This is a genomic window from Gordonia hydrophobica NBRC 16057 (assembly GCF_001592365.1).
Taxonomy (GTDB): Bacteria; Actinomycetota; Actinomycetes; order Mycobacteriales; family Mycobacteriaceae; genus Gordonia; species Gordonia hydrophobica.
Genome location: NZ_BCWU01000001.1, coordinates 232819 through 246069, shown reverse-complemented (window position 1 = coordinate 246069; position 13251 = coordinate 232819). Strand labels below are relative to the sequence as shown.

Below are 13251 nucleotides of genomic sequence, written 5' to 3'. Positions count from 1 at the left end.
TGTGCGAAGTACTCCGGAGTCAGCAGAATGTTCATCATGATCACGGTCGAACACCTCACGAAGAGATACGGCGACTACACCGCCGTCAACGACGTCTCGTTCGCCTGCAAACCCGGTCGCGTGACCGGATTCCTCGGACCGAACGGCGCAGGCAAGTCCACGACGATGCGCATCATCGCCGGCCTCACACCGCCCACCTCGGGCACCGCGACCATCGCGGGCGTCAACTACCGCGACATCCCGAACCCGGCGACACAGGTCGGTGTCCTGCTCGACGCCTCGGCGCAGCACGCGGGACGGACCGGCGCAGAGATCCTACGACTGTCGGCGATGACCATGGGCCTGGACCTGACCCGCGTCGACGAGGTTCTCGCCTGGGTCAGCTTGACGCCCGAGGAGGCAGGCCGCCGCGTCCGCAACTACTCGCTCGGCATGCGGCAGCGCCTGGGCATCGCGAACGCGCTGCTGGCGAATCCGAAGATCCTGATGCTCGACGAACCCGCCAACGGCCTCGACCCCGCGGGCATCCACTGGATGCGCACCCTGCTTCGCGAGTACGCCGACCGCGGCGGCACGGTGCTCCTCTCGAGCCATCTGCTGCACGAGATCGAGATCATCGCCGACGACCTCATCGTCATCGGTCAGGGCCGAATCGTCGCGCAAGGCGCCAAGGACGAGCTTCTCGCCGGCACCGGCGCGCACGTGAAGTCGACCGATGATCAGACGCTCGGTCAGGCGCTGGTGGACGCCGGATTCGCCGCGCATCCCGCGCAGGGTGGCGGCATCACCGTCGACGCCGAGCCCGAGCAGGTCGGTCGCATCGCCCTCGACAGCCGGGTCAGCCTCATCGAGCTCCGCGGCGGCGACAACACCAACCTGGAAGCCATGTTCCTGCAGCTCACCGAACAGACTCAGCGCGAGCAGCCCGTCAATCAGGGAGTCGTCCGATGACCACCACGTACGCCGCCGTCGACCAGACGGTCCAGCCGATTCCGCTCAGCCGCCTGGTTCGCGTCGAGATGCGCAAGCTCGTCGACACGCGCGCAGGCTTCTGGCTGATCGCGTCGATGGCACTGATCGCCACGCTCGTCATGGTGGTGATGCTGATCGTCGCCGCCAATTCCAGCGAGCCGACCGATCTGGGCTTCGCCGACCTCTTCGGCGTCATGAACACGCCGACCGGGTTCCTGCTGCCGGTGATGGCGATCCTCCTCGTCACCTCGGAATGGTCGCAGCGCGGGGCGCTGGCCACGTTCACCATGGAGCCCCGGCGCGAGCGTGTCGTGATCGCCAAGCTGATCACCTCGATCATCGCCGCCCTGGCCGCCGTGGTGGTCGCGCTGATCATCGGCGCGATCGGCAACGTCATCGCCATGCTCGCCTTCGACGCCCCGGCCGGTTCGTGGTCACTGTCGGCCGCCGGGCTGACCGGTGCCGTCGTCCTGCAGGTCTCCGGACTGCTCCTCGGCTTCGGCTTCGCGGCGCTGTTCCTGAGCACGCCCGCCGCGATCGTCGCCTACTTCATCCTGCCGGAGGCGATCGGCCTGGTCCTGCAGCTGATTCCGGCGCTGCGCGACGCCCATGTCGCCGAGTGGATCAGCCCCAGCGTCTCGTCCGGCGCACTGATGTCGGAGACCTGGCCGACCGGCGGCGACTGGGGCAAGTTCCTGGTGGCGCACGCCATCTGGATCGGCATCCCGATGTCGGTCGGCATCTGGAAGATCTTGCGTTCAGAGGTCAAATAGCCCGACGGGCAATTCGACCTGCGAAGAGCTGAACGCAAACGCGACCGGCGCATCCGAAACCTCTCCCCGGATGCGCCGGTCTTTGCGCTAGGCCAGTCGGAATCGGCCGTCGGCGTCTGGACCGATCACCACGCCCCGGCTCACTAGGTCGTCGAGATGTCTGCGGATCATCGCGATCTCGGCGGCGTCGGCGTACCAGGGCGCCGTCGCGACGCGGTACACGATCCCGCGGCCCAGCAGATCCGACGCCGTGTGCGGGCCCGCCGCGAGCTGCTCCAGAAGTCGACCTTCACGGGCATCGAGTGCGGCCGCATGCAGCGCGAGGTCCTCGAGGAACTCCTCGCGGGTGAAGTACGGACCCTTGTGGTGATAGGGCACGACGACCCGCGCCTGCACCTGCGTCACCGCGTCCAACGTCGCGCGGATGTCGGCGAGGCTCGACCCGATGTCGCTGTACATCGGCCCGAACGTCGAGAGGTCGACGTCGGCGATGTAGAAGACCCCGTCGGGTTCGATCAGGAATCCGCAGTGCCCCGCCGTGTGTCCGGGCAGCGGCACCACGTGCACGCGGACGTCGCCGCCGACGTCGAACACGGCGTCGTCGTCGAACACCGACGCGTCCGGCAACGCGTTCCAGGAGAACTGCCGACGGAAGTCCGCTTCCCAGTCCCCCTCCGGGATTCCGCCCGCGGTCCGGAACGACTCCCACGACTGCAGCGCGAACACGTCACTGCGGTGGATCGCCACCGTCGACGCCCGCGCGAGAGCATCCACCGTGTGGTCCTCGTGGTAGTGGCTCAGGAGCAGCAGGTCCGCCGGTGGCGTGGCCACGCCCAGCCCGGCATCCAGCAGCACCGTCGATTCGCCCGCGGTCACCGTCAGCGGGTTGCCGTAGGGAACGCGACCACCGTCGGGGCCGGCCCACCGGGTCACGTGCGGGCCGAGTGCCACCTGCTCATCGCTCATCTCTCCATCATGCCCAGACTCAGTTGTGGATCAATTCGCCGCTAATCCACAATGCGCGAAACGTGCGTTTCATCCCCTTGATCGTGAGTCCGGCGCCGAAAACGCAACATCAGCGAGCCGTGATGCGGTTAGGCGTTCTGCTTTTCACTTCGTGCCCCGACGATCTCGAACTCCTGCCCCCGTTCGATGTGGCGCTTGCCCCGGATACCGTGATCCAACCCGATCTGATCATCGCCCGCACCGCCGATCTGACCGATCACGATCTCCCGACAGCGCCGCTCCTGGCGATCGAAGTGCTGTCCCCGTCCACTCGCGGATCGATCTTCTGCTCAAGAACGAGCGACTCGCGCGTGCCGGCCTGTCCGCACTACTGGACCGTCGACCCCGACACGCCGGCGATCACCGCCCGGACGCTCGTCGATGGACAGTATGACGGTCGCCGAAGCCGAAGGCGACCAACTGTTCCAGGTCACTGACCCGGTCGAGGTCCACTTCGCCCCCGCCGACCTCGTCTGAGACGCAGGACGATCGATTCCCGGGTGAATGCGCACCGGGGAGCTCGCGGCAGTCGGTGTCAGGAGAGCGGATAAACCAAGCCGCCGCTGCCCGCCATTCGAGGTTGTCTGCGGATGGCGGGATTCGCGTCCCCGTGAGAGTCGTGAGCGGTCAGCGCGCCACTTCACGGTGACCGGCATCGATCCGGCGCGTCCAACCGCGGCCGTCGAGGTGCTCGAGCAGCGGAATCGCCACGCGCCGCGACGTGTCCAGGGCTTGGCGCGCCTGCGAGGTGGTGAACGGCTGCGGCAACTGCGCGAGCTCGCGCATCGCCAACGCCGGCGTCTCCGGCAGCACGACGAGACCGTCGGCGAGCCGCAGCAGCCGACCGGCGCGCTCAGCCGCCGCCAACTCGCGAACTCCCAACGCCAGTGCAACGAGATCGTCGGCCTCGGGTGCGACGAACGGCGTCGCAGTCAACCGTCGTTCCAGCTCGGCGACCGCGGACTCGGCGGGGCCGAGATCACCGCGATGCTCGGGTAGGAACAGCAGCCCGCGCTCGGCGACCACTCCGGCTCCGTCGACGACCCGCGCCAACAACGCCGGGTCCGGGAGAGCGAGCAGCCCGTGCGCCGCACCGTCGGTCAGTCCTGCGGACAGTGGATCGCTCTCGTGCAGATCGACGACGGCGCCGCGCAGCCGCGCCTGCCACTCGTGCAGGGTCTGGCTCGCCACCCACCAGTCGCCGATCACGTCGACGTCGTCGGGCACCTGCTGCGTCGGCCAGCCCAGTTCGGCCAGGCGCCCGCGGGTGATCGCGCCGCGGCGGCGCACTTCGGCCGCGACCGCGTCGTCGAGTCCGGCGAGCGCCTGCCCCCGTCGAACACCGTCGCCGCGCCGCACCAGCGGAGGCGGATCGACGTCGAGCACCTGCGCACCGCCGACGATCCGCCCAGCGCCGGGGTCGCGGAGAACGAGCCGGTCGTGGCGGCGCAGCGGCAGTTCTCGCGACAACGTCAGCCGCAGATGCCCCTCATCGAGGGACCGTGCACGGACCGGCACCGACGCGGTGCCCACGTGCGCGGTGAGCCACGCGGGGACGTCACTGTCGCCGGTGGTGCGGCGCACGTCGACCACCCGAGTCTGCGGCCAGGGCCCGGTGTCGAGCAGGACGTCGCCGCGGTGGATCTCGTCGTGCGCGACGCCGCGCAGGTTCACCGCGACGCGGCTCACCGGGAGGGCGCGCTCGGTGTCGCGGCCGTGACTCTGCAGCCCGCGGACGGTCACCTCGAATCGCCGGTTCCTCCCGGCCAGTCGCAGTCGATCGCCGACGGTGATGGCGCCTGCGGCAAGCGTCCCCGTCACCACGGTCCCCGCTCCGGTGATGGCGAACGCGCGATCGATCCACAGTCGTACCCGATCGGCGCCGTCGGACCCCGGACCGCCCACCGTCGCGTCCGCGACGAGCCGGTCGAGCGTTGACCGCAGCTCGGCGAGCCCGGTGCCGGCGACCGCGGACGTGACCACGATCGGAGCGTCAGCGATTCCGGTGTCGGCCAGTTCGGTCCGGACCTGATCGATCACCTCGGCGACGCGGGCGTCGGTCGCACGGTCGGCCCGGCTGATGACGACCACCCCGTGCTCGATCCCCCAGGCGGCGAGCGCGTCACGATGATCCGACGACTGCTGCCGCCACCCCTCGTCGGCGGCGACGACGAAACACACCGCCGGCGCAGGCCCCAGTCCGGCGAGCATGTTCGGCAGAAAGCGTTCGTGGCCGGGGACGTCGACGAAGCCGACTTCGCATCCGGACGGCAGCACGGTCCAGACAAAGCCCAGATCGATCGTCAGGCCGCGCCGTCGCTCCTGCTCCCACCGGTCCGGCTCCATCCCGGTCAGCGCTTTGACCAGGGTGGATTTACCGTGATCGACGTGGCCTGCGGTCGCGATGACGAACACGGTCAGTGGTCCGTGAGCGCGATGCGAACCGCCTCGGCGACGCGAGCGTCGTCGGTCTCGGGGACACAGCGCAGGTCGACGAGGGTCGCTCCGTCGTGCACACGCGCCAGCACCGCGGGGGTGCCGATGCGCAGCGGTCGGGCCGCCGACTCCGGGAGTTTGAGCGCATAACCGGCCAGCGGCACCCCGGGCGCGCCCCCGCCGCCGACGCGGCCGTCGTGTGCCACGACCTCTCCGCCGACCGCCGCCGCGAGGGCCATGGTCCGCGCTCGGAGCCGTTGCGGATCGGCGTGCAGATACTGCGACACCGGCGGCCGGGGACCGGCGACCGTGGCTTCCAACGCGGCCAGCGCGATCTTGTCGATCCGAACGGCACGTGCGAGCGGATGCTTGGCGAGGCGCTGCACGTACTCGGTGCGGCCGAGGATCACGCCGGCTTGGGGTCCGCCGAGCAGCTTGTCGCCGCTCGCCGTGGTGAGGTCGGCGCCTGCGCGCAGGGTGGTCGCAGCGTCCGGTTCGTCGGGCAGGAGCGCGTCGGGCGCCAGGAGTCCGCTGCCCAGATCGACGACCAGCGGAATCCCGCGGTCACGCCCCAGCGCCGCCAACGCGTCGACCTCGACACCCGCGGTGAATCCGCTGACCCGGAAGTTGCTGGGGTGCACTTTCAGGAGGCAGCCGGTGTCTGGGCCGATGGCGTCGGCGTAGTCGGCGAGATGCGTCCGGTTGGTGGTGCCGACCTCACGCAGGCGTGCACCGGTGGAGGCGATCAGGTCCGGAAGCCGGAATCCCGCACCGATCTCGATCAGTTCCCCGCGGGAGACGATCACCTCGCGTCCGGCGGCGAGCGCGGTGGTCGCCAGGACCAGGGCGGCCGCCCCGTTGTTGACGGCCAACGCGTCCTCGGCGGGCGTGCAGGCGGCCAGCAACGCGGACCGCGCGCCGACCCCGCGCTTGCTGCGGACACCCGAGTCCAGGTCCATCTCGACGTCGACGTACCCGGCGGCGTCGACGATGGCCGACATCGCGGAGGGACCGAGCGGGGCACGTCCCAGGTTGGTGTGGACGATGACGCCGGTGGCGTTGAGGACGGCGGTCTGGGTGGAGGCGCGCGCCGCGCCCACCGCCTCGACCACGGCGGCGGTGACTGCATCGGGCGCGAGTTCGCCGCGGCGGGCGCGGTCGGTGACGGCCCGGATGCATTCGGCGATGGTCTCGTCGGACAGGTGTTCGCGGGCCGCCGCCACGGCGGGAAGTGCGAGGAGCCGGTCGGTCCGCGGAATCGATCGCCGCGGATCTGTTTGCCCGACACGCTGACTCACGACGACTCCTCGTTCGGGGACGATGGCGGAGACGGACGGGAATCGAACCCGCCAGACCGAGGTACTCGATCTCACCGGTTTTGAAGACCGGGGAGCCCACCAGGTGCCCAGACGCCTCCGCTCACCAACATAGCGGGCTATCGTCGGTGGGTGTGACACAGGTGAAGCGACTGACAGATTTCGCCCACGGCGGCGGATGCTCCTGCAAGATCCCGGCGGGTGAGCTCGAGGAGGCGGTGCGCGGGCTGATCGGCCAGGCCTCCCCCGACGTCCTCGTCGGACTCGACGACGGCGACGATGCGGCCGCGGTCCGGATCGCCGACGGAATGGCCGTGCTCTCCACCGCCGACTTCTTCCCGCCCGTCGTCGACTCGCCGTACGACTGGGGCGCCATCGCCGCCGCCAACGCGTTGTCGGACATCTACGCGATGGGCGGCCGCCCGGTGGTGGCGATCAACCTCGTCGGGTGGCCGCGCGCCGAACTCCCGATGGAGATGATGACCGAAGTGCTGCGCGGCGGCCTCGACGTCGGGACCCGCGCGGGCTGCCCGGTGATCGGCGGACACACGATCGACGACCCGGAACCCAAGTACGGGATGGCGGTGACCGGCATCGCCGATCCGGATCGACTGCTGCGCAACGACGCCGCGGCAGCGGGTCTGCCCCTGACGCTCACAAAGCCCATCGGCGTCGGCCTGCTGAACAATCGACACAAGCTGACCGGCGAACGGTTCGACGCCGCGATCGCATCCATGACGACGCTGAACCGCGACGCCGCCGACGCCGCACTCGCGAGCGGCGCTCGGGCCGCCACCGACGTCACCGGGTTCGGGCTGCTCGGCCACCTGTACAAGATGTGCCGGGCCTCCGGAGTCAGCGCGGTCATCGACGCCGCAGCGGTTCCGGAGATCGACGGCGCCCGCCAGACGCTGGACGACGGGTACATCCCCGGCGGCACGCGTCGGAACCTCGACTGGGTGCGGCCGCACCTGGAGTCCGGTTCGGGAATCGACGAAGACGATCTGCTGATGCTCGCCGACGCCCAGACCTCCGGCGGCCTCCTGGTCGTCGGCGAGGTCCCCGGGTACCCCGTCATCGGCCACACCGTCGCCGCCGAAGGGCCGGTCTCACTGACGATTCGGTAGTGGTCGCTGAGCCGCGACCACCGCGGGCCAAGGCACGCCTGGTTGATTCCCGGTGACGGTCGTCCCCACAGCTGAGAACTGCCCGCTCAGGCGCTTCCGACGGAACATTGCCGTCGGAGGGCGCTGAGCGAGCAGTTTTCAGCCCGTGATCGAGTCGTCGGTGATGCCTGCGGCGCGGCGAGCCGCCAGCCGCCGCTTCTGCGGTTCGATCGTGTAGCGGGGATCGCTCGCGGAGTCGATCCCCGCGTAGAAGACGCCGAACCGGGTACAGGCCGACGCCGCGACCAGCGCCGCGCCCGACACCGCCGCGAGCGCACGCCGGACGCGTCCTTCGCGACCCCCGCTCACCAGCGCTCCGACACCACCGATGACCGCGAGACGCTCGGCCACGCGCATGAGCGTGCCCGGCTTCCCGTGGTGCAACGGTTCCGCCGCCACCGGATCCATCCGAGACTCCAGGAACCGCATCGCCGCGACGTCGCCGATCACGCCGAGGACCGCGAGATTGCGTGCGGGTCCGGCCTCGACCGCCGGAGTCGTCACCAGCGCGAGGCCGCCCGCAGCGAGGCTCGCCGAGCTGACGAAGACGAACGGCAGATCGCGGTGCATCGCGTTCCAGGTCGGCATCGCGGTGTCGCCGAGCAGCACCGCCGTGTACGCCGCGAGCGGCGCACCGAACACCGCAGCGCCGAGTCCGGCGGGTCCCTCGAGCGCGCGCAGCATCGGTCGCAGCGGGCCCAGCGGAAGACGATCCCCCAGCATCCGATCGACCTCGCCGGCCGCGGCCACGCCGATGAGTCCGCTGTATCCCATCAGAATCCACGAGCCGACGCTCATCGGCGACGTGACTTTGAAGGTCCGCATCATGTGGAGAAACCGCTCGGGTCTGCCGAGGTCGGCCACCAGCGCGAGCGCACCGGCTCCCGCGGCGCCGAGACCGGCCAGTCGGGCGTTGCGCCGCAACACGGAGCGCCCTGTGAGCTGGGCGCCCGCGGCGAGCAGCCCCGATCCGCCCGCGACGCCGCCGAGCACCAGGTACGCGGCCACTTCCTCCTCCCACGGCGGTGGCTTCACCACCGGGTGACCGTAGTAGCCCCGGGAGTCCAAGTGCTCCACCTCGACATGGGGCACCATCAGGTCGTCGGCGCCGCGACGGCCACGACCGCGTCCCTTGCCCTTGCGTCGCGGAGGTCGTTCCGGCCGGAACTGGTCGAAGTCCGAACTCGTCACCGACGGCCTCCCCGACGTGCGCTGAGGAACGACATCGCGGTGGCAGCCAGCATCCCGGCGACGGCCACACCCGCTCGCCGATACATGCTCGGCAGATCCGCAGTCGGTACCCGCGGGTCGGGCGGCAGCCCGTACACCTCCGGCTCGTCGAGCAGCAGGAACACCGAGCCGGTGCCGCCGACGCCGTCGTTCTCGTTCGCACCGTAGAGTCGCGCCTCGGTCATCCCTTCGGCGTGCAGCTGAGCCACACGGTCACGCGCCTTCTCGACCATGTCGTCGCGCGTGCCGAACGAGATCGACGTCGTCGGACACGTCTGTGCGCACGCGGGGGTCTGGCCGTCGCGCAGGCGGTCGTAGCAGAGGGTGCACTTCTGGGCGACGCCCCGATTCGGGATCTCCGGCTGCTCGCCCTTACGGTCGCCCTCGCGCGTCGTCGGTGCGACGGTGCCGTCGCTGCGGCGCTCCACCACGCCGAACGGGCAGCCGGCCACACACGTACCGCACCCGTTGCAGATGTCCGCCTGCACCACGACGGTGCCGAATTCGGTCCGCATCATGGCACCGGTCGGGCACACGTCCAGACATCCCGCATGCGTGCAGTGCTTGCAGACGTCCGACGACATCAGCCAGCGGAACTCCGGCGTGTCGGGCGGTGTCAGGTCGGGTGCCTCCCCGTCGCCGGCATCACCGCCGCCGTCATCCCCGTCGTCATCACCGTCGCGCCACTTCGGCATCCCCAACGAGACCAGTTCGGCTCCGGACTCCCGCGCCTGCGTGATCCGGTCCGCATCCTGCTCGATGAAGGCGACGTGCCGCCACGTGCTGGCGCCCAACGACACCGAGTTGTCGTACGACATGCCGGTGAACTCCAGATCGCCGTCGCGCGGATTCTGGTTCCACTCCTTGCAGGCCACCTCGCACGCCTTGCAGCCGATGCAGATCGACGTGTCGGTGAAGAAACCGCGCCGATCCTCGTGGATGTGCCACCCGGCGTCGGCGCTCGGATCACTCGGTCCGGACAACTGGCCCATCAATCCTCCTCGTCCGTTGGCGGTTCGCTGAACGCTTCGCGCCCAGGAACATCGCGGTCCTCGGGCGGTTCGCTGAACGCTTCGCGCCCAGGAACATCGCGGTCCTCGGGCGGTTCGCGATTCGGCATGTCTGTCTCGACGGTAGCCCCGGCACGACGTTGATAGTCGTTCACCAGATCGGTCAGCGCCGCGCCGCGCGGTCGTCGACCCGCGATCATCGCGCACGAGCCGACCTTCGACTCCTGGATGAACACGTTGGGCTCCATCGCGACACCGACGAGATCGTTGGCCGCATCGCCCGCGACCACCGCGTCGCTGCCCTGCCCCCAGTGATACGGCAGACCCACCTGGTGGACCGTTCTGCCGTTGATCTCCAGCGGCTTCATCCGATCGGTGACGAGCACCCGCGCCTCGATCGCCGCGCGCGGCGAGACGATCGTCGCCCAGCCCTCGTTCTCCAGTCCGCATTCCGCGGCGAGCTCCGGCGAGACCTCGCAGAACATCTCCGGCTGCAACTCCGACAGGTACGGGGACCACCGGCTCATGCCGCCCGCGGTGTGGTGCTCGGTGAGGCGGTAGGTGGTGAACACGTACGGGTAGACGTCGACGCCCGGTTCGCCTGCGCTGGGCGCACCCAGATTGTCCGTTCGCGCGATCGTCAGCCTCGTCGGCGACTGCTGCTGCGCCGGGTACAGCGCGTTGCGGACCGGCGACTCCTGCGCCTCGTAGTGCGTCGGCAGCGGGCCGTCGACCAGCCCCGACGGCGCGAACAGCCAGCCCTTGCCGTCCGGCTTCATGATGAAGGGGTCGTCACCGCCGATCGCATCGGCGCCGACCGCACCGGGCGCGGGCACACTGCCGGGCGCACGGTCGACGGGGAAGTCGGGGATGTCGTCGCCCGTCCAGCGCCCGGCCTCGGCGTCCCACCACACGTACTTCTTGCGCTCGCTCCACGGCTTGCCCTGCGGATCGGCGGACGCCCGGTTGTACAGGATCCGACGGTCCGACGGCCACACCCAACCCCACTCGCTCTGGGTCACGCCGTCACCGCCCTGTGGGACCCGTCGCGCGGACTTGTTCACGCCGCCTGCGTACACCCCGGTGTAGATCCAGCAGCCCGCGATCGTCGACCCGTCGGCCCGCAGCTGCATGTACGAGTCCAGCGGTTCTCCCGCCTGCGGCCCGCTCACGTAGCGGCCGTTGATCTCAGCGAGCACCGCTTCCGGATCGATGTCGCCGTGATCGTTCCGCGGGTAGTCCCACGTCATCTCCAGCAGCGGCTTGTCACGCGGATCGGTGGAGTCGGCGAGCCGTTCCCGGATCCGGCAGCCGAGGTCGTGATAGAAGTCCAGCTCGCTCTGCGCGTCGCCCAGCGGCGCAACGGCCTGGTGACGCCATTGCAGCATCCGCTGAGTCTGGGTGAACGAGCCGGCCTTCTCGACGTGGGTGGCGGCGGGCAGGAAGAAGACCTCCGTGGCGATGTCCTCGGTCTTCAGCTCGCCCGACTCGATCTCCGGTCCCTCCTTCCACCAGGTGGCCGATTCGATCATGTTCAGATCGCGTACGACGAGCCACTTCAGCTTCGACATCGCCATCCGCTGCTGCCGCGCATTGGCAGAGCCGACGGCCGGGTTCTGGCCGACGATGAAGTAGCCGTCGACGTTGCCCTCCAGCATCTCGACGACCGTCTGATAGGTGCCCGCCGGTCCCGTCAGCCGCGGCAGATAGTCGTAGCACCAGTCGTTCTCGGCCGTCGCGGCGTCGCCCCACCACGCCTTGAGCAGGCTGACGGTGTACTCCTCCGCGTACTCCCAGTAGCCCTTGCGGGAGGTCGGCCGAACGGCCGCGAGATAGTCGGCGAAGGTGTCGTGCTTGCCCGCGGACGGCATCGGCAGATAGCCGGGCAGCAGGTCGAACAACGTCGGGATGTCGGTGCAGCCCTGGATGCTCGCATGGCCGCGCAGCGCCATGATCCCGCCGCCGGGGCGGCCCACGTTGCCGAGCAGTAGTTGCAGCACGCTCGCGGTGCGAATCACCTGCGCGCCCATGGTGTGCTGGGTCCATCCGGTCGCGTACCCGAAGCAACCGGTCCGCTCGGCTCCGGAGTTGTCTGCCAGTGCCCTCGCCAGATACTCGAACTCTGCTTCGGCGATGCCGCACATCTGCGCGACCATCTCCGGCGTGTACCGGGCGTAGTGCCGCTTGAGGATCTGGAAGACCGTCCGCGAGTCCTGCAGGGTGACGTCGCGGAGCGGACCGTCGGCGCCCTCGAGGTACTGCCAGGTGCTGGGGTCGTAGATGCCGGTGGTCTCGTCGAAGCCGGAGAACAATCCGTCGAGGTCGTCGGGGTCGCGGAAGGCGTCGTCGACCAGTGTCGCCGCGTTGGTGTACGCGGTGACGTACTCGTGGAAGTAGCGGTCGTGGGTGATCATGTAGTTGATCAGTCCGCCGAGCAGCACGATGTCCGAACCCGCCCGGATGGCGATGTGCTTGTCGACCACCGCAGACGTCCGAGTGAATCGCGGATCCACGTGGATGACGCGAGCGCCCCGCGCCTTGGCTTCAGCGACCCACTGGAATCCGACGGGGTGCGCTTCCGCCATGTTGCCGCCCATCAGGACGATGCAATCCGCGTTGGCCATGTCCTGGAGGGACTGTGTGGCACCGCCGCGGCCAAAGGAGACTCCCAGACCGGGAACCGTGGCGGAGTGTCATATGCGCGCCTGGTTCTCGATCTGAATGGCGCCCGCCGCGGTGAAGAGCTTCTTGATCAGGTAGTTCTCTTCGTTGTCGAGCGTCGCCCCGCCGAGCGAGGCGATGCCCATCGTTCTGCGGACCCGTCTCCCCTGCGCGTCGACGTCCTGCCAGTGGTCGCGCCGGGCCTTCACGAAGCGGTCCGCGATCATGTCGATCGCGGTGTCGCGGTCGAGGTCCTGCCACTGCGTCGCATACGGCGCGCGGTAGCGAACTGTGGTCTGCCGCAGTGGACTGTTGACGAGTTGCTCGCTCGACGCGCCCTTCGGGCACAACCGCCCGCGCGAGATCGGCGAGTCGGGATCCCCTTCGATCTGGGTGACGCGCTCGTCGGTCACGAAGACCTTCTGGCCGCATCCGACGGCACAGAACGGGCACACGCTCTGCACCACGCGATCGGCGGTGGTGGTGCGGGCCTGCATCGCCTTGGTCTTGGGAGATTCGACGGCCGGTCCTCGTCCGAGTCGGTCACCGGAACGGAGCTGACGCACCACCGGCCACTCGAGCGGACTGAACCTTCCCATGGTGACTGATCCTATCCCCCGACGTCGGCCCCTGCGCCGCTTCGACGGTCCTGCGATTCGACTGAGGAAACCCTCTGAGATCG

At 69.4% G+C, this 13251-nt stretch carries 10 protein-coding genes and 1 tRNA gene; 4 read left to right on the top strand and 7 right to left on the bottom strand.

What is annotated here, in order from left to right:
• The first annotated feature begins 27 nt into the window (after nucleotides 1-27).
• Entirely contained in the window at nucleotides 28-951 is a 924-nt protein-coding gene (locus GH2_RS01210) for an ABC transporter ATP-binding protein (protein WP_066161992.1), read from the top strand.
• Nucleotides 948-1745 carry an ABC transporter permease gene (locus GH2_RS01205; RefSeq protein ID WP_066161986.1) on the top strand — a complete coding sequence of 266 codons (798 nt, stop codon included), beginning with the start codon at nucleotides 948-950 and terminating at the stop codon, nucleotides 1743-1745. Before GH2_RS01210 ends, GH2_RS01205 begins: the two co-directional genes overlap by 4 nt.
• An 87-nt stretch (nucleotides 1746-1832) precedes the next feature.
• On the opposite strand, the gene GH2_RS01200 is transcribed toward GH2_RS01205, so the two are convergent.
• Nucleotides 1833-2711: an MBL fold metallo-hydrolase gene (locus GH2_RS01200; protein ID WP_066161984.1), complete on the bottom strand. Its 879-nt coding sequence runs from the start codon at nucleotides 2709-2711 to the stop codon at nucleotides 1833-1835.
• Between the two features lie 62 nt (nucleotides 2712-2773).
• Between GH2_RS01200 and GH2_RS21170 the strand changes: the two genes are divergently transcribed.
• Nucleotides 2774-3187, top strand: a complete 414-nt coding sequence (locus tag GH2_RS21170; protein WP_157085963.1) for a Uma2 family endonuclease — start codon at nucleotides 2774-2776, stop codon at nucleotides 3185-3187.
• A gap of 190 nt (nucleotides 3188-3377) precedes the next feature.
• On the opposite strand, the gene selB is transcribed toward GH2_RS21170, so the two are convergent.
• The 3 genes from selB to GH2_RS01185 all read right to left on the bottom strand — a co-directional run bounded on the left by selB (nucleotide 3378) and on the right by GH2_RS01185 (nucleotide 6603).
• On the bottom strand, nucleotides 3378-5165 hold the full coding sequence (gene selB / locus GH2_RS01195) for a selenocysteine-specific translation elongation factor (RefSeq protein WP_066161981.1): 1788 nt from the start codon (nucleotides 5163-5165) through the stop codon (nucleotides 3378-3380).
• Between the two features lie 2 nt (nucleotides 5166-5167).
• Nucleotides 5168-6484: an L-seryl-tRNA(Sec) selenium transferase gene (gene selA, locus GH2_RS01190; RefSeq protein WP_066163221.1), complete on the bottom strand. Its 1317-nt coding sequence runs from the start codon at nucleotides 6482-6484 to the stop codon at nucleotides 5168-5170.
• A gap of 23 nt (nucleotides 6485-6507) precedes the next feature.
• Nucleotides 6508-6603 (bottom strand) — tRNA-Sec (locus tag GH2_RS01185).
• A gap of 33 nt (nucleotides 6604-6636) precedes the next feature.
• Here GH2_RS01185 and selD point away from each other — a divergent pair.
• On the top strand, nucleotides 6637-7629 hold the full coding sequence (gene selD, locus GH2_RS01180) for a selenide, water dikinase SelD (RefSeq protein WP_066163219.1): 993 nt from the start codon (nucleotides 6637-6639) through the stop codon (nucleotides 7627-7629).
• A gap of 138 nt (nucleotides 7630-7767) precedes the next feature.
• On the opposite strand, the gene nrfD is transcribed toward selD, so the two are convergent.
• Genes nrfD through fdnG form a run of 3 tightly spaced genes read right to left on the bottom strand, consistent with a single transcriptional unit; the run spans nucleotide 7768 to nucleotide 13168 of the window.
• Nucleotides 7768-8859, bottom strand: a complete 1092-nt coding sequence (gene nrfD / locus GH2_RS01175) for an NrfD/PsrC family molybdoenzyme membrane anchor subunit (protein ID WP_066161978.1) — start codon at nucleotides 8857-8859, stop codon at nucleotides 7768-7770.
• Nucleotides 8856-9890 (bottom strand): 4Fe-4S dicluster domain-containing protein, encoded by a 1035-nt coding sequence (locus GH2_RS01170; RefSeq protein ID WP_066161975.1) that lies wholly within the window; start codon nucleotides 9888-9890, stop codon nucleotides 8856-8858. Before GH2_RS01170 ends, nrfD begins: the two co-directional genes overlap by 4 nt.
• A complete protein-coding gene (fdnG, locus tag GH2_RS01165) occupies nucleotides 9890-13168 on the bottom strand; it encodes a formate dehydrogenase-N subunit alpha (RefSeq protein ID WP_239588505.1) in 3279 nt (1092 codons plus the stop codon). The genes GH2_RS01170 and fdnG overlap by 1 nt, the downstream gene beginning before the upstream one ends.
• Nucleotides 13169-13251 lie beyond the last annotated feature (83 nt).

Excerpts from the sequence above, each read along its gene's own strand:
- GH2_RS01210 (WP_066161992.1), top strand. The coding sequence starts at position 28 with ATGTTCATCATGATCACGGTCGAACACCTCACGAAGAGATACGGCGAC.
- GH2_RS01205 (WP_066161986.1), top strand. The coding sequence starts at position 948 with ATGACCACCACGTACGCCGCCGTCGACCAGACGGTCCAGCCGATTCCG.
- GH2_RS01200 (WP_066161984.1), bottom strand. The coding sequence starts at position 2,711 with ATGAGCGATGAGCAGGTGGCACTCGGCCCGCACGTGACCCGGTGGGCC.
- GH2_RS01170 (WP_066161975.1), bottom strand. The coding sequence starts at position 9,890 with ATGGGCCAGTTGTCCGGACCGAGTGATCCGAGCGCCGACGCCGGGTGG.